Origin of the sequence: Streptococcus sp. HJ1, assembly GCF_052399005.1 — a bacterium.
Lineage (GTDB): Bacteria > Bacillota > Bacilli > Lactobacillales > Streptococcaceae > Streptococcus.
In genome coordinates this window covers 997,302-1,014,939 of the sequence record NZ_CP199005.1, presented here as the reverse complement: position 1 = coordinate 1,014,939, position 17,638 = coordinate 997,302, and the positions used below count along the sequence as shown (strand labels likewise).

General features: G+C 39.7%; 19 protein-coding genes and 1 pseudogene. 10 read left to right on the top strand and 10 right to left on the bottom strand.

Annotated features, from left to right (window positions below; translation table 11 throughout):
• Positions 1–19: 19 nt before the first annotated feature.
• A complete protein-coding gene (locus tag ACT17O_RS05250; protein ID WP_444817165.1) occupies positions 20–1,174 on the bottom strand; it encodes a DUF5105 domain-containing protein in 1,155 nt (384 codons plus the stop codon).
• Between the two features lie 409 nt (positions 1,175–1,583).
• Here ACT17O_RS05250 and ACT17O_RS05245 point away from each other — a divergent pair, with 409 nt between their 5' ends.
• Positions 1,584–3,302: a phospho-sugar mutase gene (locus tag ACT17O_RS05245; RefSeq protein ID WP_444817164.1), complete on the top strand. Its 1,719-nt coding sequence runs from the start codon at positions 1,584–1,586 to the stop codon at positions 3,300–3,302.
• A gap of 111 nt (positions 3,303–3,413) precedes the next feature.
• Complete coding sequence (locus ACT17O_RS05240) at positions 3,414–3,761, top strand: thioredoxin (RefSeq protein ID WP_444817163.1); 348 nt, start codon at positions 3,414–3,416, stop codon at positions 3,759–3,761.
• Between the two features lie 37 nt (positions 3,762–3,798).
• Here the strand turns inward: ACT17O_RS05240 and ACT17O_RS05235 are convergent.
• The 9 genes and pseudogenes from ACT17O_RS05235 to ACT17O_RS05195 all read right to left on the bottom strand — a co-directional run bounded on the left by ACT17O_RS05235 (position 3,799) and on the right by ACT17O_RS05195 (position 12,221).
• Positions 3,799–4,571, bottom strand: a pseudogene (locus ACT17O_RS05235) (potassium channel family protein).
• Positions 4,572–4,658: 87 nt separating this feature from the next.
• Complete coding sequence (locus ACT17O_RS05230; RefSeq protein ID WP_070567443.1) at positions 4,659–5,468, bottom strand: MBL fold metallo-hydrolase; 810 nt, start codon at positions 5,466–5,468, stop codon at positions 4,659–4,661.
• A gap of 1 nt (position 5,469) precedes the next feature.
• Entirely contained in the window at positions 5,470–6,819 is a 1,350-nt protein-coding gene (gene vicK, locus ACT17O_RS05225; RefSeq protein ID WP_061413994.1) for a cell wall metabolism sensor histidine kinase VicK, read from the bottom strand.
• Positions 6,812–7,519, bottom strand: coding sequence for a response regulator YycF (yycF, locus tag ACT17O_RS05220; protein ID WP_444817162.1), 708 nt, complete (start codon positions 7,517–7,519; stop codon positions 6,812–6,814). Before yycF ends, vicK begins: the two co-directional genes overlap by 8 nt.
• Positions 7,520–7,575: 56 nt before the next feature.
• A complete protein-coding gene (gene mutY, locus ACT17O_RS05215) occupies positions 7,576–8,754 on the bottom strand; it encodes an A/G-specific adenine glycosylase (RefSeq protein ID WP_444817161.1) in 1,179 nt (392 codons plus the stop codon).
• A gap of 82 nt (positions 8,755–8,836) precedes the next feature.
• Complete coding sequence (gene pta / locus ACT17O_RS05210; RefSeq protein WP_444817160.1) at positions 8,837–9,811, bottom strand: phosphate acetyltransferase; 975 nt, start codon at positions 9,809–9,811, stop codon at positions 8,837–8,839.
• 43 nt (positions 9,812–9,854) lie between these two features.
• Positions 9,855–10,751 carry an RluA family pseudouridine synthase gene (locus tag ACT17O_RS05205; protein WP_444817159.1) on the bottom strand — a complete coding sequence of 299 codons (897 nt, stop codon included), beginning with the start codon at positions 10,749–10,751 and terminating at the stop codon, positions 9,855–9,857.
• The gene (locus ACT17O_RS05200; protein WP_000799063.1) at positions 10,748–11,566 is read right to left on the bottom strand and encodes an NAD kinase; all 819 of its coding nucleotides are present in this window, start codon (positions 11,564–11,566) and stop codon (positions 10,748–10,750) included. Before ACT17O_RS05200 ends, ACT17O_RS05205 begins: the two co-directional genes overlap by 4 nt.
• On the bottom strand, positions 11,550–12,221 hold the full coding sequence (locus ACT17O_RS05195; RefSeq protein WP_000151561.1) for a GTP pyrophosphokinase: 672 nt from the start codon (positions 12,219–12,221) through the stop codon (positions 11,550–11,552). The genes ACT17O_RS05200 and ACT17O_RS05195 overlap by 17 nt, the downstream gene beginning before the upstream one ends.
• 128 nt (positions 12,222–12,349) lie before the next feature.
• Between ACT17O_RS05195 and ACT17O_RS05190 the strand changes: the two genes are divergently transcribed.
• From ACT17O_RS05190 to ACT17O_RS05155, 8 genes are all read left to right on the top strand, one after another.
• The gene (locus ACT17O_RS05190; protein ID WP_444817158.1) at positions 12,350–12,919 is read left to right on the top strand and encodes a CYTH domain-containing protein; all 570 of its coding nucleotides are present in this window, start codon (positions 12,350–12,352) and stop codon (positions 12,917–12,919) included.
• 111 nt (positions 12,920–13,030) lie between these two features.
• The gene (locus ACT17O_RS05185; RefSeq protein ID WP_001283843.1) at positions 13,031–13,990 is read left to right on the top strand and encodes a ribose-phosphate diphosphokinase; all 960 of its coding nucleotides are present in this window, start codon (positions 13,031–13,033) and stop codon (positions 13,988–13,990) included.
• A 9-nt stretch (positions 13,991–13,999) separates the two neighbouring features.
• On the top strand, positions 14,000–15,115 hold the full coding sequence (locus ACT17O_RS05180; protein ID WP_444817157.1) for a cysteine desulfurase family protein: 1,116 nt from the start codon (positions 14,000–14,002) through the stop codon (positions 15,113–15,115).
• Positions 15,116–15,119: 4 nt separating this feature from the next.
• Positions 15,120–15,467: a DUF1831 domain-containing protein gene (locus ACT17O_RS05175; RefSeq protein WP_444817156.1), complete on the top strand. Its 348-nt coding sequence runs from the start codon at positions 15,120–15,122 to the stop codon at positions 15,465–15,467.
• A 6-nt stretch (positions 15,468–15,473) separates the two neighbouring features.
• Positions 15,474–15,689, top strand: a complete 216-nt coding sequence (locus tag ACT17O_RS05170) for a DUF4649 family protein (RefSeq protein WP_308697008.1) — start codon at positions 15,474–15,476, stop codon at positions 15,687–15,689.
• An 82-nt stretch (positions 15,690–15,771) separates the two neighbouring features.
• Complete coding sequence (locus ACT17O_RS05165) at positions 15,772–16,413, top strand: redox-sensing transcriptional repressor Rex (RefSeq protein ID WP_000653409.1); 642 nt, start codon at positions 15,772–15,774, stop codon at positions 16,411–16,413.
• Between the two features lie 15 nt (positions 16,414–16,428).
• Complete coding sequence (locus ACT17O_RS05160; RefSeq protein ID WP_308697007.1) at positions 16,429–17,118, top strand: gamma-glutamyl-gamma-aminobutyrate hydrolase family protein; 690 nt, start codon at positions 16,429–16,431, stop codon at positions 17,116–17,118.
• Between the two features lie 23 nt (positions 17,119–17,141).
• The gene (locus tag ACT17O_RS05155) at positions 17,142–17,630 is read left to right on the top strand and encodes a hypothetical protein (RefSeq protein ID WP_308697006.1); all 489 of its coding nucleotides are present in this window, start codon (positions 17,142–17,144) and stop codon (positions 17,628–17,630) included.
• The last annotated feature ends 8 nt before the right edge of the window (positions 17,631–17,638 follow it).

Sequence of the window (17,638 nt, the reverse complement as noted above, 5' to 3'; positions counted from 1 at the left end):
TAAACCCGAACCTTTCATATTAGTATCCAATGCCTCCACGGAATGTGCGAGCCATATCTTTTAAGTCATAGTTTTTAGAAGAGGTATCAATGGTCCATTTACCATCTTTCTTGGTCATTTTAATTTCATAACCCTCTTTCTTCATGTTATCACTAGTGTCTAGTGGAGTTGAATCAAATTGACTCGGTGCATTTTCTAAAATGTACTTCTCACCAGCTTTCATAGCTTCTGAGTAGTTGCTATATTTGCCTTTGTTTTCTTCGTAGAATTTACGACTCAATTCATGAACATTCAAATTATCCAAGTCGATTGTTTCTGGTCTAACATAAACAACAGCATAATCTGGCAAATATGTCTTCACCTTGTAATCAACTTTTGCTCTCTTAGCATTTGCTTTGATGTAAGCATCTGCGAATGTTCTAAGTTCTGAATCAGAAGGTTTGTAATTATAGAAGCCTTTTCCGAACGACTCTGTAAATTTCTTGATAAACTCTTCTTTATCAGCTTTCGCATCGTTTGTGAATTCAGCACTGTCATCAGAAGATTTTTTATCATCAGCAAGCGCTACAACTTGCGACTTATTATCAGTAGCACTTAGGTTCGTTCCACCACTAGAACTTTCCCCATTAAGGTAAACAGCATCGACATATTTTTTCATAACATCTTTAGCTTCATCAATATGATCTTCGTACTGACTTGGATCCACCTTGATTGCTACATCGTTATTCTTTTTAGAATTTTCTTTGATATCATCGTAAAAGCTAGGCGCAAAGTGGAGTTCATACTTAGCGTTCTTGTCAACCTCATACACTACATAACCAGCAACGCTCTTTCCTTTAGAAAGACTGTCTCCATATGACATAAACTTAGTTTTACTGTCGCTTTCGTGGATTTGAATTGGTTGTAATTTTTCATCTTTTTCATTATAAAGCGTAATATCTTGGCTAGTAAAACTAAACTGTTTATCACGATTGTTCTTGATTTCGACTTGAAGTGCAAGGTAGCTTGAAGATGAATCTTCGTCTTTAGGCAATACAAACATACCGTCTTTTACAGAAACTTCAAAGTTTGAGTTTGAGGCAGTACCATTGTCGCTTGCTTTTTTTTGAGCTCCACAGGCAACAAGTGCTAAAGCTGATAAAAGCAAAGCAGAATGCTTAAGAATTTTTTTCATAATGGATTCTCCTTTAATGATTTACTATATTTTACCATACGCACTATAAAATTCAAAACAGAAACCAGAATTTTTCAAAATATCTTAAATTTATAGAGTTTTAACTTAAATTTTTCTATACCTTCATTTGATACATTAAAGAATTCTTTATAAAATAAATAGAATATAACAATATTTACGATTTATTTTATTTAAAATCCCACAAAAATACTATAACTTTTAGTATTTTTAAAAATTAGATAATTGATATTCATCCCTAACTTAGTATAAGTAAGCATGGTACCCACCATTTTCCCGCTAAAGTGCATAAGTAAATTTCCTACATTTTAAGTTATGCTAACGTTTTACTAAAATGTCAAATCGTGATATAATGAAAGCGATTAAAGCAAATAAACAAAGGAGACACTCTATGACTTACCAAGAAAATTATCAAAAATGGCTCGATTTTGCTGATCTTCCAGACTACCTTCGTCAAGATTTGGAAAATATGGACGAAAAAACTAAGGAAGACGCCTTTTATACCAATCTTGAATTTGGTACTGCTGGTATGCGTGGTTTGATCGGTGCTGGTACAAACCGCATCAACATCTATGTTGTTCGTCAAGCAACTGAGGGTTTGGCTCGTTTGATTGAGTCAAAAGGTGGAAACGAAAAAGAACGTGGTGTAGCAATTGCCTACGATAGCCGTCACTTCTCACCTGAGTTTGCCTTTGAATCTGCGGCAGTTCTTGCTAAACACGATATCAAATCTTACGTATTTGAAAGCCTCCGTCCAACTCCAGAACTCTCATTTGCAGTTCGTCACCTCAACTGTTTTGCAGGTATCATGATTACTGCCAGCCATAACCCTGCTCCATTTAACGGTTACAAGGTTTATGGAGAAGACGGTGGACAAATGCCTCCACACGATGCGGACGCTTTAACTACTTATATTCGTGCTATCGAGAATCCATTTGCAGTGGAAGTTGCCGATGTAGAAGCGGACAAAGCTTCTGGCTTGATTGAAGTTATTGGCGAAGCTGTCGATGTAGAATACCTCAAAGAAGTCAAAGATGTGAACATCAACCCAGCCTTGATCGAAGAATTTGGTAAAGACATGAAGATTGTCTACACACCACTTCATGGTACGGGTGAAATGTTGGCTCGTCGCGCTCTTGCCCAAGCAGGATTTGACTCTGTTCAAGTTGTTGAAGCGCAAGCAACTGCTGACCCAGACTTCTCAACTGTAAAATCTCCAAACCCAGAAAGCCAAGCAGCCTTTGCCCTTGCTGAAGAACTTGGTCGTCAAGTTGGTGCAGATGTGCTTGTTGCAACTGACCCTGACGCTGACCGTGTTGGTGTTGAAGTTCTTCAAAAAGATGGTAGCTACCTCAACCTTTCAGGTAACCAAATTGGCGCTATCATGGCTAAATACATCTTGGAAGCCCACAAAAATGCTGGAACTCTTCCTGAAAATGCAGCCCTATGTAAATCTATCGTATCAACTGACTTGGTAACGAAGATTGCTGAAAGCTACGGCGCAACTATGTTCAACGTTTTGACAGGTTTCAAATTTATCGCTGAAAAAATCCAAGAATTCGAAGAAAAACACAATCACACTTACATGATGGGATTTGAAGAAAGCTTCGGTTACTTGATCAAACCATTCGTACGTGATAAAGACGCAATCCAAGCCGTTCTTGTCGTTGCTGAGCTTGCTGCCTACTACCGTTCACGTGGTTTGACACTTGCTGATGGTATCGAAGAAATCTATAAAGAATACGGCTACTACGCTGAAAAGACTATCTCTGTTACCCTTTCTGGTGTTGATGGTGCTGAACAAATCAAAGCGATTATGGCTAAATTCCGCAACAATGCTCCAAAAGAATGGAACGCAACAGCTATCACTGTCGTAGAAGACTTCAAGGCTCAAACTGCTACTGCTGCTGATGGTACTGTTACAAACCTGACAACTCCTCCAAGTGATGTGTTGAAATACACACTTGCTGACGGTTCATGGATTGCTGTTCGCCCTTCAGGTACAGAACCAAAAATCAAGTTCTACATTGCCGTTGTGGGTGAAAGCAATGAAGATTCACAAGCTAAGATTGTCAACATCGAAGCAGAAATCAATGCTTTTGTTAAATAAGAAATTATAAAAGATGAGACCAACCAATCTCATCTTTTTTTCGTATCAAATCTAAGCATTTTTAGAAACTTTATGGCATACTAGACTTATCAATGAAAGCGAGGTAATCTCATGGAACAATTTTTAGAAAACATTAAAGACCTTGAAGTCACTACAGTTGCGCGTGCACAAGAAGCTCTTGATAAAAAAGAAACTGCAACCTTCTTTATCGGTCGCAAAACTTGCCCTTACTGCCGTAAATTTTCTGGCACATTAGCAGGTGTCGTAGCTGAAACTAAAGCTCACATCTACTTCATCAACAGTGAAGAACCAAGCCAACTCAATGAATTGCAAGAATTCCGCTCACGCTATGGAATCCCAACTGTACCAGGATTTGTTCACATTGCAGATGGACAAATCAATGTCCGTTGCGACTCTTCCATGTCCGCACAAGAAATCAAGGACTTTGCTGGATTGTAAAAAAACCACTCGTCGAGTGGTTTTTGTATGGTCTAAATTACTTTTTTTCAAGCAAGTCTTGTATCATTTTATGCAGTTCTTCTATCTTCTCAGATTGTTTCTCTAGTAATATTCTTTGAGTTATTAATTCGTCTTGAAGTTTATCAAGCTTTATCTGATCATCTGGATTATCCTTTACAAAAAAGTTTGTCAAGGCACTCGTTAACATCCCTATCGTGCCAATACCAACAAGCATTAGTAAAACAGCTAACCACTTCCCAAAAATCGACGCAGGAACAATATCTCCATAACCAACAGTCGTTACAGTCACAAGCGCCCACCAAAGACTATCTGAGAATGATTTTTCTTCAACAACAGATAAAATTGAACTACCTACCAGTACAATAAAGGAATTGAGATAGAAAATATAAAGTAAGCCATTTGTTCGTAAGAGTTTTCCAACCTTTTTTCCAACTTGCCAGTCAATCCAACGACTCTTAAAAGACGAGTTAGTTTCAGTAATTTTGTCAGCCTTGCTAAGCGGAAGATACGCCCTAAGCGAAATACTGTAAAAATAGCATTCAAAGGAAGGATAGCCAGCAAGTCGAAGATATTTTCAAGTATAAATCTCCACTTTTCTTTACTTGAAAAAAACCGCCAACCATAATCCACCACAAAGATAAACCAAAGTAGTAAGTCAATAATACTATAGGATGGATTATCCAAATCAATCATCTCAGCAAATCCAAGCAAAACAAGGACAACGGATATCAATGCAAGAATGATAATCGTTGTGTCATAGTAATCCTTTAATAACCATTTTCTCTTCACACTACTACTCCTTTAGTTATTTTTATCATTATACCACACTAAAACCCTGATAAAGTACAAAACAAAAGAAGGCACTCGCCTTCTTTTTTATATATCTGTTAATGGTGTTGCAGTATCTGGTGAGGTATCATAAACCTTAAAGTCTACTCCGACTCCCAGATCAGCCTGGGCTAGCTGATTGACCATAGTCATATGAGCCAGTTCTTTGATATTGTTCTCTTTAGACAAATGCCCAAGATAGATTTTCTTTGTTCGATTTCCCATTGCACGAATCATGGCCTCAGCACCGTCTTCGTTAGAAAGGTGACCGAGATCCGATAGGATTCGTTGTTTGAGTCGCCAAGCATAAGATCCTGCTCGCAAGATTTCTACGTCGTGGTTGGACTCGATGAGATAACCGTCAGCATTTTCGACAATCCCAGCCATACGGTCACTGACATAACCTGTATCGGTCAACATGACGAAGCTCTTGTCGTCTTTCATAAATCGGTAAAACTGGGGTGCTACTGCATCATGGCTGACACCAAAACTCTCAATGTCGATATCGCCAAAGGTTTTGGTTTTGCCCATTTCAAAGATATGCTTCTGCGAAGAGTCCACCTTGCCGAGGTACTTACTATTTTCCATAGCCTGCCAGGTCTTTTCATTGGCGTAAAGATCCATGCCATATTTACGAGCCAAGACACCGACTCCATGGATATGGTCTGAGTGCTCATGCGTAATCAAAATCGCATCCAGATCTTCTGGTTTGCGATTGATTTCAGCTAGCAGGCTGGTAATCTTCTTACCAGACAGGCCTGCATCCACTAGGATTTTCTTTTTTGGGGTTTCCAGATAAAAGGAATTTCCACTGGAACCTGATGCTAAAATACTGTATTTAAAGCCTATTTCACTCATTCTAGTCTTCTATTTCGTCCTCCCATATTTCTTCTTTTACGGCATCCTTATCATAAGGGAGCACTATGGTAAAGGTCGATCCCTTACCGTATTCACTTTTGGCCCATATAAAGCCATTGTGTTGTTTGATGATTTCTTTTGCGATGGCTAGACCTAGACCAGTTCCACCTTGAGCCCGGCTTCTTGCACGATCTACACGGTAAAAGCGGTCAAAAATCTTCGGCAAATCTTGCTTTGGAATACCTAGACCTTGGTCTTTGATGGATAAAATCATCTGGTCATCTGTGGTCTTCATGCTGACAGTAATTTTGCCACCATCTGGTGAGTACTTGATGGCATTGTTAAGAATATTATCAATCACCTGAGTCATCTTATCGGTATCAATCTCGATCCAAACTGAATTAATAGGGTAATCTCTGACAAGCTCATATTTTTTCTCGTCATCCTGACTTCTCATCTTATCAAAGCGGTTGAGAATAAAGGTGATGAATGCTGTAAAATTAATCAATTCCACATCTAGCTGACTTGTCGCATTATCAATACGAGAGAGATGTAAGAGATCTGTCACCATCCGCATCATACGGTTGGTTTCATCGAGTGAAACCTTGATAAAATCAGGGGCAACAGGATCATAAAGAGCTCCCTCGTCCAAGGCTTCAAGATAAGATTTTACACTGGTCAAAGGAGTCCGCAACTCGTGACTCACGTTCGAAACAAAGAGTCTTCGCTCACGCTCTTCCTTCTCCTGCTCGGTCGTATCATGTAAAACGGCAACCAAACCAGAGATGAAACCTGACTCACGGCGAACCAGAGCAAAACGTACACGAAGGCTTAGGTATTCCCCATTTACATCCTGGGAGTCAATCGTTAACTCAGGAATCTGTGTAATCAGGTCACGCAGCTCATACTCATCTTCTATCTTTAGTAATTCGAGGATGCTTTTATTCAGAACATCTTCTTTCTGCACACCGAGCTGTTTCTTGGCCATATCGTTGATCATGGTAATCTGGCCACGGCGATTGGTCGCAAGAACGCCATCTGTCATGTAAGAAAGAATACTGTTCAATCGTTTACTCTCTTGTTCCAGATTTTCTTGGGTCAAACGAATAACTTCTGACAAATCGTTCAGATTATTGGTGATATTGGTGATTTCTGTACTTCCTTGCAAGTCCAAAACTTGAGAATAATCACCTGCAATCAAGTCCTTAACCTTTTGATTTATCTCCTTCAGACGGATATTATCCCGACGATTTTCAAGTAACAGCAAGGTCACCACCAGGATAAAGCCAAGTAAAATCAGGATAAAGATAAAATCGCTGGTCAGAATAGTTTGTCTAATATCTTCAATCATTATTTCTCATATAGTATCCTACACCACGACGTGTGAGAATGTACTCTGGACGACTTGGAGTATCTTCTATTTTCTCACGCAAGCGTCTAATGGTCACGTCCACTGTACGAACATCACCAAAATAGTCATAACCCCATACAGTCTCAAGCAAGTGTTCACGTGTAATCACTTGTCCAATATGAGATGACAAGTGATACAAGAGTTCAAACTCACGGTGGGTTAAATCTAACTCCTCACCATATTTCTTAGCCACGTAAGCATCTGGAACGATTTCCAAATCACCAATTTGTAAAGACTGCGTCTTCTTCTCATCGGACTCTTGGCTATCCACAGAAACCAGGTCTGTACGACGAAGGAGAGCCTTAACACGTGCTTGCAACTCACGGTTTGAGAAAGGTTTTGTAACATAATCGTCTGCACCTAACTCTAAACCAATAACCTTGTCAAGCTCGCTATCCTTAGCTGATAGCATGATAATCGGCACGCTACTAGTCTTACGAATAGCTTTAGCAACTTCTAAACCATCAATTTCAGGTAGCATCAAGTCGAGGATAATAATATCCGGTTGCTCAGCTTCAAATAGCTCGATTGCCTCACGACCATTGAAGGCTGTAATGACTTCATAACCTTCTTTGGCCATATTAAACTTAATAATATCTGAGATTGGTTTCTCATCATCTACAATTAATATTTTTTTCATTTTATCACCTTTTCTCTATCTATTATAACAAAAAAATGCAAAGAAGGCACAAATGGCTACTGTAGTCCTTCATCTTCAAGATTTGTTTTATAAGCCTGCCAAATTTTTTGTTGAGGTTTCGCAAGTGGATAGTCAGAAAACTCCTGAGGAGAAACCCAACGAATTTCTCTGTCCGAAAACTGTTTTGTTTCTGTCACCTGACCAGCTAGGATTTTAATGTGCCATTTCCGATGACTAAATACATGCTTGACCTGGTCAAATACTTGATGGGACCAATTCACTTCTAAATCATAATCCTGCTCAAAGTTTTCTTGAGGGCTTGGTCCAAATGCTCTGCTTTCCTCTTTGACTTGCGAAAAGAGATCTAGCTGATCGTCATCACTTGAGAAATCATCAACTGCAATCAATGGGAAGTGCCAAAAACCGGCTAGTAGTTTCTCGCTTTCATTTTTCTCAAGTAAATATTGACCACGGTCATTGCGTACAACTAAAGCCTTGAGATAAATTGGGAGGGGCTTTTTCTTGGGTTCTTTAATCGGATATACATCCATAGTCCCATTCTGATAGGCTGCGCTAAAGTCCTTAACAGGGCTTTCTTCTGGTCGAGGGTTAACTGGAGCCTCTATGTCAGAACCTAAATCCATCAGAGCTTGGTTAAAGTCACCCGGTCGTTTCGGGTCAATCAAGATTTCCATCATGACTTGGAAAATCTTGCGATTGCTGGGAACTCCGATATCATGATTAACTTCAAACAAGCGTGCCAAAACCCGCATGACATTGCCGTCTACAGCAGGCTCAGGCAAATTAAAAGCGATACTGGAAATAGCTCCAGCAGTGTATGGGCCAATCCCTTTTAAACTAGAAATTTCTTCATAGGTGTTTGGAAATTGACCACCAAAGTCAGCCATAATCTGCTGAGCTGCAGCCTGCATATTGCGCACTCGAGAATAATAGCCCAATCCCTCCCAAGCCTTCAACAAACGCTCCTCAGGGGCATTCGCCAGACTTTCAACAGTTGGAAACCAGTCCAAGAATCGTTCGTAGTAGGGAATAACTGTATCAACCCTGGTCTGCTGGAGCATGATTTCAGATACCCAAATGTGATAAGGATTTTTACTTCTCCGCCAAGGCAAATCTCGCTTGTTTTCATCATACCAATTGAGGAGTTTCTCTCGAAAAGAAATGATCTTCTCCTCCGGCCACATGACGATACCGTATTCTTTCAAATCTAACATATATCTAGTATAACATAGAAGCTTCTAACTGTCCTTTTCTCAGTACTAAAAAGCCTCTTCCCATGGGAAAGAGGACTAAATATTATTGATGAACTGCTTGAGCTGCTGTGATAAGGGTCAACTTGTAAACATCATCTGAATTACATCCACGAGAAAGGTCGTTAACCGGTTTGTTCAAACCTTGCAAAACAGGTCCTACAGCCGCAAAACCACCGAGACGTTCTGCCATCTTGTAACCGATATTTCCGGCTTCGATACCTGGGAAGATAAAGACATTTGCTTGACCAGCTACCGTACTTCCTGGAGCTTTTAGAGCTGCAGTTTCGGGAACAAAGGCAGCATCAAATTGCAACTCACCATCAATCTCAAGGTCAGGACGCAAGTCGTGAGCAATTTTTGTAGCTTCCACTACCTTATCAACACTTTCACCAAAACCTGAACCTTTAGTAGAATAGCTTAGCATAGCAATTTTAGGTTCAATACCAAACATCTTAGCTGTGATTGCTGAATTGATCGCAATTTCAGCCAAGGCTTCTGCATCTGGATTGATATTAATGGCACAGTCACCAAATAGGTAACGTTCCGTACCACGTACCATGAGGAAGGCACCTGAAGTACGAGTTACATTTGGACGAGTTTTGATGATTTGAAGGGCTGGGCGAACTGTTGAGGCAGTTGAGTGAATCGCACCAGATACCATACCGTCAACCAAGCCCAAGTAGACTAGCATCACACCAAAGTAATTGACGTCTTCAACCAAAACTTTGCGCGCTTCTTCTTCAGTCATTTTGCCCTTACGACGCTCTACTAAAGCAGCAACCATTTCTTCAAATCGAGGATAGTGTTGAGAGTCAATGACTTCATAACCATCCATGATTCCTTCAATTTCAAGATAAATTTTAATTTTTTCAGGATTTCCAAGCAAAACAGGGATTACTTCTGTTTCTTTTACCAAGCGTTTTGTCGCCTGGAGAATACGTGGCTCTTCCCCTTCAGGGAGAACGATACGAGCATTTTTGCCAACCAGGTTGGCTTTGAGACTTTCAAAAACTTCCATGAGTTTTCTCCTTTAAGAAAATAAATTATACTCCAAATAATTTTTAAAGAGTATTAGTTGATAACTGAGTAATAAGATTGCTGAAATCATCCGGCAAGGGGCTTTCTAGTTGCAAATCTTGCTCTAGAAAAGGATGATAAAAAGATAAATAATGACAATGCAGAGCCTGACGTTGGATACCGTCATCCAGACTACCACCATACAAATCGTCTCCTAACAATGGAAAACCGATGTGAGAAAAATGCACTCGTATCTGATGAGTTCGCCCAGTATGAAGACGAATATCGACTAGGTGAATATTTCCATAAGACGCTACAACTTTGTAAGACGTATGAGCGTATTTCCCACCTTTTGCAACCCGTCTCGTGATAATGGAATCTTCATCACGCGCAATCGGGGCGATAATCTCCCCTTCAGGCTCCAAGACACCAGCTCCTTTAACCAAAGCAAAGTAGCGTTTCTCGATAGACTTTCGTTGCAACTGCTTGTCTAAACGTGCATGAGCGTAGCCGTGCTTGGCAAAAAGCATCAAACCAGAAGTATCTCTATCAAGCCTAGTCACGATGTGAACTTGCTGGTTTTCATAGTTTTGCTTGACATAGTAGCCCTTGATAAAATTAGCAATGGTATTGGAATGATTGACACTTGGGATGGAAGCTACTCCATAGGGCTTATTCAAAACCAGAAAATGGTCATCCTCGTAGAGAATATCCAGTGGACGCTCGATTGCTTCCAACATTTCAAAGCCTTCCTCTGCTGGAATGTCAATAGTTACCCTATCTCCAATATCTAAGAGATAAGTCGCATTTTGAGGTTGGCCATTGACCAGAATAGCCCCACCTCGAAACTTAATCTTGGCCAAAAGTCCCTTGGAAACCTCGTGTTTCTTGAGGAAGGTTTTGACTTTGACGTGCTCATCTGCGATAAATTCGAACCTCATTCATCCACCTCGCCGATGAAGGCATCTTTGACACGATTCCAGAAACTAGTGTGACTTGGAGTCGCTACGAAGTGAATCTTGTGATGGTCGATTTGATACTCAATCCGTTCGATATTACGGAAGGAATAGACACTGTTATCAACTGATATCGTATGGTAATCATTGCGTGTCGGCAAAAGTTCAATCTTATCTTTTTTGGGAATAATGATCGATGATCCCAAAGTGCGATAGACTCTATTATTAAGGCTTGCTATTTCCGTCAACTGCAAAGCTTCAATGGTAGGATGTAAGACAGCTCCACCCAAGGATTTGTTGTAGGCAGTACTTCCCGTCGGCGTTGAAACAGTCACTCCATCTCCACGAAATCTCTCAAACGGAACATGGTTAATGATGATATCTGCAACCATGGTGCGGTCTGATCGACGGATACTCGCTTCATTTAAAGCACGGAAGATTTTCACCTCTCCATTTTCAAGCGTTACCTTAACATTCAAGACTGGATAAGAAACTTTGGCTCCAGTATCTAGTAAAAGATTGGTCACCAATTGATCCAGCTCAAAATCACGATAATCTGTGTAAAATCCCAAGTGTCCTGTATGTACACCTACAAATCGAACCTTGTCTAACTGATTCTCATACTTGTGAAAGGCAGACAAAAGCATCCCGTCACCACCAATGGAAATGACGATATCGGGATTGGTATCGTTCAGTATAAAATGTTGTTTCTTGAGTTTTTCCCTCAGCTCATGCAAGACCTTCTGACTTTGTGGCTTTCTATTTGCTATGAGGTCAACTCGTTTACCTGTATTCTTCATCTGTATCGTCACTATTTCCTACACCATCGTTTAGTTTTCTGCTCAATGGATCAAAGAGAGCCTGCGCTTCCTGGATATCATCACGAATCTTACCCATTTCTTCATCCAGTTGATAGGCTATTTTCGCTGTGATTTCCAGTCTTTTCCTGATTTCTTCTGGAAAATCGCCCTGATATTTATAATTGAGCGAGTGTTCAATCGTAGCCCAGAAATTCATGGCTAAAGTCCGTATTTGAATCTCCGCCAAAATCGTCTTCGCTCCGTTAATCGTATCAACCGTGTATTCGACAACCACGTGATAAGAACGATAACCTGAAGCCTTACGATGAGTGATATAATCTCGTTCCTGAACGACTCTCATATCTTGGCGTTTACGTAGAATCTCAACTACTTCTTTGACGTCATCAACAAACTGGACCATGACACGTAAACCAGCAATATCTTGCAAGTCATTTTCTAAAGTTGCATAAGTAATTCCTCGACGAGCCATCTTTTCTTTGATACTTTCAATCGGTTTTACACGACCCGTTACAAACTCAATCGGAGAATGCTTGTTTTGCTTACGATACTGTTTGCGAATCCCCCGAAGTTTAATCTTCAATTCACCAACAGCCTGAATGTAAGGATCTAAAAATTCTTCCCATTCTATGGTCATACTTTCTCCCTTGTAATGTTTGATTGCTCTGTCGAAAATCTTTGATTTTTTCAGTACATTCGTATACAATAAATACATTGTCCATTATACCATAAATCGCTTTCAAAGATATAGAAAAGGTTGAAAAAATGAAACATTTAGAAATAGAATTGAAAACACTTCTGAAAAAAGAGGAATATGTTCATCTAAAAAAACAGTTTTCCCATATCCAACCCGTCCTTCAGAAAAACTACTACATTGACACACTAGATTTTCAATTGCGTGAAAAGAAGGTTGCCATGCGCATTCGCACTTTTGCAGATTGGGCGGAATTGACCTTAAAAGTACCTCAAACTGTAGGAAATATGGAATACAACCAGAAACTAACTCTTCCAGAAGCTGAATCGTACCTCGAAAAACAAAAACTACCTCCAGGGCTCGTTCTAGAGAAACTCGCTAAGATTGGCATCGAAAGCCATGACTGGCTTGTTCTAGGCTGCCTTTCCACTCTACGTTATGAAATGAAAGCTGAGATTGGCTTAATGGCCTTAGATGAAAGTCGATACTTTGACCAGATGGACTATGAACTCGAGCTTGAAGTCACCGACCATGAAAAAGGGAAAGAAGATTTTCAGAGATTTTTAGATGAAAATCAGATTACTTATCAGAAAGCTCCATCAAAATTAATTCGTTTTATTAAAAGCATGAAAAAAAGCTGAAATAATCTCCTTTTTTTGGTAAAATAGAAAAGATAAAAATAAAAGAATCTGGCTTTGAAAAACAAAACTTTCTCAGAGAAGATTCGCAAAGTTTACAGAGGACGGTCTATAATGTCAGATAGAAACAACATGAAACTTTTCACCCTAAACTCTAACCATGAAATCGCTCAAAAGATTGCGGATACAGTTGGTGTACCTCTCGGGAAGTTATCCTCTCGACAATTTTCTGACGGCGAAATCCAGGTCAACATCGAAGAAAGTGTCCGTGGTTACGATGTCTACATCATCCAGTCAACCAGCTACCCTGTTAGCAACCACTTGATGGAGTTGTTAATCATGGTTGACGCTTGTGTACGTGCAAGTGCTCATAGTATCAACGTTGTCCTCCCTTACTTTGGTTATGCGCGTCAGGATCGTATCGCTTCTTCTCGCGAACCCCTCACTGCAAAACTAGTTGCCAATATGCTTGTCAAAGCTGGTGTAAGCCGTGTTCTAACGCTTGACCTCCATGCTGTTCAGGTCCAAGGTTTCTTTGATATTCCAGTAGACAATCTTTATACTGTTCCTCTATTTGCTAAGCACTACTGTGATAAAGGACTTCTTGGTTCTGATGTTGTTGTTGTTAGTCCAAAGAACTCTGGTGTTAAACGTGCACGTAGTTTGGCTGAATACCTTGATGCTCCTATCGCTATCATTGACTACGCCCAAGACGATTCTGATCGTAACGAAGGCTATATCATTGGGGATGTTGAAGGCAAAAAGGCTATCTTGATTGATGATATCCTTAATACTGGTCGTACTTTCTCTGAAGCAGCCAAAATCGTTGAGCGTGAAGGCGCAACTGAGATTTATGCAGTATCCAGTCACGGTTTATTTGTTGAAGGTGCAGCAGACCTTCTTGACGCTACAAACATCAAGGAAATCCTTGTGACAGACTCCGTAGCAACCAAAGAAAGAACTCCAGAAAATGTATGTTACATTACTGCTAGCGAATTAATCGGAGATGCTATCGTCCGCATCCATGAAAGAAAACCAGTCAGCCCACTCTTTGCTTACAACAAAAAGAAATAAGGTGATTCTTTGATTTATTTGGACAATGCTGCTACGACTCCTATGTCAGCAGTAGCTATTTCTGAAATGACCAAGGTCATGCAAGAAACTCATGGTAATCCTTCTAGTATTCATAGTCATGGTCGGCAGGCTGGCAAACTCTTGCGAGAAGCTCGTCAAGACTTAGCCCACTTACTAGGAACCAAACCTCAACATATCTTTTTTACATCTGGCGGTACAGAAAGTAACAATACAGCCATTATCGGCTATTGTCTCCGTCATCAAGACAATGGAAAACACATCATCACCACAGCTATTGAACACCATTCTGTGCTTGAGACTATCGATTATCTGGTTCAACATTTTGGTTTTGAAGCGACCATCATCCAACCAGTAAATCAAGAAATTACTGCCCAGCAAATTCAAGAAGCCTTACGTGACGATACCATTCTCGTTTCCACCATGTATGCTAATAATGAAACAGGCTGTCTCTTACCTATCGCTGAGATTGGACGTATTTTAAAATATCATCCTGCTGCTTATCATGTTGATGCTGTTCAAGCTATCGGGAAAATTCCTATCCATCCCGAGGAATTCGGTATTGATTTCCTCAGCGCTTCTGCCCACAAATTCCATGGACCAAAAGGAGTCGGCTTTCTTTATGCTTCTTCCGCGGACTTTGATTCCTACCTTCACGGTGGGGACCAAGAACAAAAGAAACGGGCTGGAACAGAAAATCTCGCTGCCATTGTAGGCATGGTCGCTGCTCTCAAAGAGGATTTAAATGACCAAGTTGAGCATTACCAAAAATTAAGTGCACTCAAATCTGCTTTTTTAGAAGAAATTGCAGGTCTCGACTACTATCTCAATGAAAGCAACCACCAATTACCTTATGTTGTCAACATTGGCTTTCCTGGTCAAAAAAATGATTTGCTCTTGCTACGGTTAGACCTTGAAGGAATTTCAATTTCTACCGGTTCGGCTTGTACTGCTGGTATTGTGCAAACCAGTCATGTACTTGAAGCATTTTATGGACCAGATTCGCATCGTTTGAAAGAATCTGTCCGTATCAGTCTCTCTCCTCTTAACACCGAAGAAGAACTGAAACAACTCGCACAAACCTTAAAAAATATTATTGGAGATTAATCTAATGGCATTCGAAAAAACCATTAAACTACAAAACTGCCGCTACAACTACATACTTAACCCTACTGTCAAAAAGTTCACACTGAAAGATAATACTTTCTTTGAAACAAAAGTTGGAAACTTCGAACTGACTCGTTTGCTTGAGAAAGTACCCAACAGCGGTGAAGGTTTCAAGCTAAAAATCATCATCAATAAAGACCTTACAGGTGCTAAACTCAACATTACTGACAAGTCTGGCCTTCGTTTGGTGAATATCTTTAAATCAGAAGACCACCACATTCACCAGGAGAAATTCTACTTCCTCATGGACAGTTTAGTAGAACGCGGTATCTTTACTAAAGAAGAAAGATAATTGACTATGTATCGACTTACCTATCAAGATAACTATCACGTAAACCGTACACTTGAATATAAGGATTACGAAGAGCTCATGTTATCTCTATCTGGCTGTGTGACCCTACCTGATACTCTCCTAATCAACTCCTTAACGCTGAATGATAAGTTGATTTATCAAGGATTGGTTGGCGATCTCTACCGTTTTCTATCACAAGCTCATTTTTCAGATAAAAACTAAGAATTTTCTTAGTTTTTTCTTGTTTTTGTTGATTTTTTCACAATGTTTCTATAAAATAGAAGAATAGAAAGGTTGTGATTTTGTGAAAGATAAACAGTCTGCTATTCCAAAAGCAACAGCAAAAAGACTCTCTCTTTACTATCGAATTTTCAAGAGATTTCATGCAGAAAAAATCGAACGTGCTAACTCCAAGCAAATTGCAGAGGCTATCGGTATCGATTCTGCGACCGTTCGACGTGATTTTTCCTATTTTGGCGAGCTAGGTCGTCGTGGTTTTGGTTACGATGTCAAAAAATTGATGAATTTTTTTGCTGATCTCCTAAATGATAACTCCATTACAAATGTTATGCTGGTTGGGATTGGAAATATGGGCCATGCCCTTCTCCACTACCGCTTTCACGAGCGTAACAAGATGAAAATTATCATGGCCTTTGACCTAGATGACCATCCAGAAGTTGGAAGCCAGACACCTGATGGAATTCCAATCTATGGTATCTCACAGATTAAAGAAAAAATCAAAGAAGCAGATGTCAAAACTGCTATCCTAACAGTTCCAAGTGTTAAATCACAAGAAGTTGCCAATCTTTTGGTTGATGCTGGTATAAAAGGTATTCTCAGTTTTTCACCTGTTCACCTTCACCTTCCAAAAGATGTGGTCGTTCAGTATGTCGATTTGACAAGCGAACTCCAAACCCTCCTCTATTTTATGCGTAAAGAGGATTAGAAAGCGAAAGCATGTATGAAAAAACCAGTTATTGGGATTACAGGAAATGAAAAAGCTCATCCAGATGATGACATCATGATGAGCTATGCAGCAAAGGGCTTTGTTGAAGGAGTCAAGGACGCTGGCGGAATTCCAATCATCCTACCGATTGGTGATCAAGAAATGGCTACCTATTACATCAGTATCATTGATAAGCTCATCCTAACGGGTGGGCAAAATGTTGATCCAAAATACTATGGTGAACCAAAGGCTATTGATAGTGATGACTACCACCTTCAAAGAGATATTTTTGAACTAGCACTTATCAAAGAAGCGATTAAGCAAAAGAAACCAATTTTCTCTGTTTGTCGAGGTACTCAACTTTTCAATGTTGCCATGGGGGGCACGCTTCACCAAGATATCGAGGATCATTGGCAGGACTGTTCAGCCGAATACACGACCCAACGCCTCGTAACGGAACCTGATACTATTCTCCGAGAAATCTATGGAGAAATTTCTCACATCAACTCCTTCCACCACCAGAGCATTAAAGATCTAGCCTCAAATCTTAAGGTTGTAGCACATGATCCTAAAGATGGAATCATTGAGGCTGTGACAACTACGGACGGCTTCCCTTATCTTGGTGTTCAATGGCATCCTGAATTTCTCTTTGAAAACCGCCCCAAAGATAAAACGCTGTTTGACTATGTTGTTAACGAACTCTAGGACTTATAAATAGGTTATTAATCATGAATGAAATTAAAATACCTTCTACTCACGAGATTTTGAGAGATATAGAAGCTAATGTTTTCATATCTTATAAGGAAAAGGAAGCTAATCTTTTCTTATCAAACAATGAAAAAGAAATAGAGGTTTGCTTTCATCTTTCTAATCTCTATAGACTTTTAACAGCGGAAAGTTACCAATCTTTTTCTAAGAATAAAGAGAATTTCGATAAACTATCTCAAAAAGAAAAACAAAAGTATCTGAAAGAAATGTCTAAGAAGGCGAAACTATTTTGTAAAAAGGCAGATGCTAAACTAAAAAGTAAATTTCATTCAAGTCTTTACTTTTACAGAGATATTCTCATTCATAAAAAAAGATATTATAAAATCGAAGATTTCAATTCGATTGTCAACTTTATCGTTCAAGAAGATTTACTTGTACCCACGATAAAACCTCTTCCTGTTATCAATATGGCAGAAGTAGATTCCTATGTTTTAAAAGTGATTGAGTAAGATCATGT

What these genes read in the sequence shown, in the direction of transcription:
- ACT17O_RS05155 (WP_308697006.1), top strand. Translation starts at nt 17,142, where the DNA reads ATGAATGAAATTAAAATACCTTCTACTCACGAGATTTTGAGAGATATA.
- ACT17O_RS05240 (WP_444817163.1), top strand. Translation starts at nt 3,414, where the DNA reads ATGGAACAATTTTTAGAAAACATTAAAGACCTTGAAGTCACTACAGTT.
- ACT17O_RS05245 (WP_444817164.1), top strand. Translation starts at nt 1,584, where the DNA reads ATGACTTACCAAGAAAATTATCAAAAATGGCTCGATTTTGCTGATCTT.
- vicK (WP_061413994.1), bottom strand. Translation starts at nt 6,819, where the DNA reads ATGATTGAAGATATTAGACAAACTATTCTGACCAGCGATTTTATCTTT.
- ACT17O_RS05250 (WP_444817165.1), bottom strand. Translation starts at nt 1,174, where the DNA reads ATGAAAAAAATTCTTAAGCATTCTGCTTTGCTTTTATCAGCTTTAGCA.
- ACT17O_RS05190 (WP_444817158.1), top strand. Translation starts at nt 12,350, where the DNA reads ATGAAACATTTAGAAATAGAATTGAAAACACTTCTGAAAAAAGAGGAA.
- ACT17O_RS05185 (WP_001283843.1), top strand. Translation starts at nt 13,031, where the DNA reads ATGTCAGATAGAAACAACATGAAACTTTTCACCCTAAACTCTAACCAT.
- ACT17O_RS05230 (WP_070567443.1), bottom strand. Translation starts at nt 5,468, where the DNA reads ATGAGTGAAATAGGCTTTAAATACAGTATTTTAGCATCAGGTTCCAGT.
- ACT17O_RS05170 (WP_308697008.1), top strand. Translation starts at nt 15,474, where the DNA reads ATGTATCGACTTACCTATCAAGATAACTATCACGTAAACCGTACACTT.
- yycF (WP_444817162.1), bottom strand. Translation starts at nt 7,519, where the DNA reads ATGAAAAAAATATTAATTGTAGATGATGAGAAACCAATCTCAGATATT.
- pta (WP_444817160.1), bottom strand. Translation starts at nt 9,811, where the DNA reads ATGGAAGTTTTTGAAAGTCTCAAAGCCAACCTGGTTGGCAAAAATGCT.
- ACT17O_RS05195 (WP_000151561.1), bottom strand. Translation starts at nt 12,221, where the DNA reads ATGACCATAGAATGGGAAGAATTTTTAGATCCTTACATTCAGGCTGTT.
- ACT17O_RS05175 (WP_444817156.1), top strand. Translation starts at nt 15,120, where the DNA reads ATGGCATTCGAAAAAACCATTAAACTACAAAACTGCCGCTACAACTAC.
- mutY (WP_444817161.1), bottom strand. Translation starts at nt 8,754, where the DNA reads ATGTTAGATTTGAAAGAATACGGTATCGTCATGTGGCCGGAGGAGAAG.
- ACT17O_RS05205 (WP_444817159.1), bottom strand. Translation starts at nt 10,751, where the DNA reads ATGAGGTTCGAATTTATCGCAGATGAGCACGTCAAAGTCAAAACCTTC.
- ACT17O_RS05200 (WP_000799063.1), bottom strand. Translation starts at nt 11,566, where the DNA reads ATGAAGAATACAGGTAAACGAGTTGACCTCATAGCAAATAGAAAGCCA.
- ACT17O_RS05160 (WP_308697007.1), top strand. Translation starts at nt 16,429, where the DNA reads ATGAAAAAACCAGTTATTGGGATTACAGGAAATGAAAAAGCTCATCCA.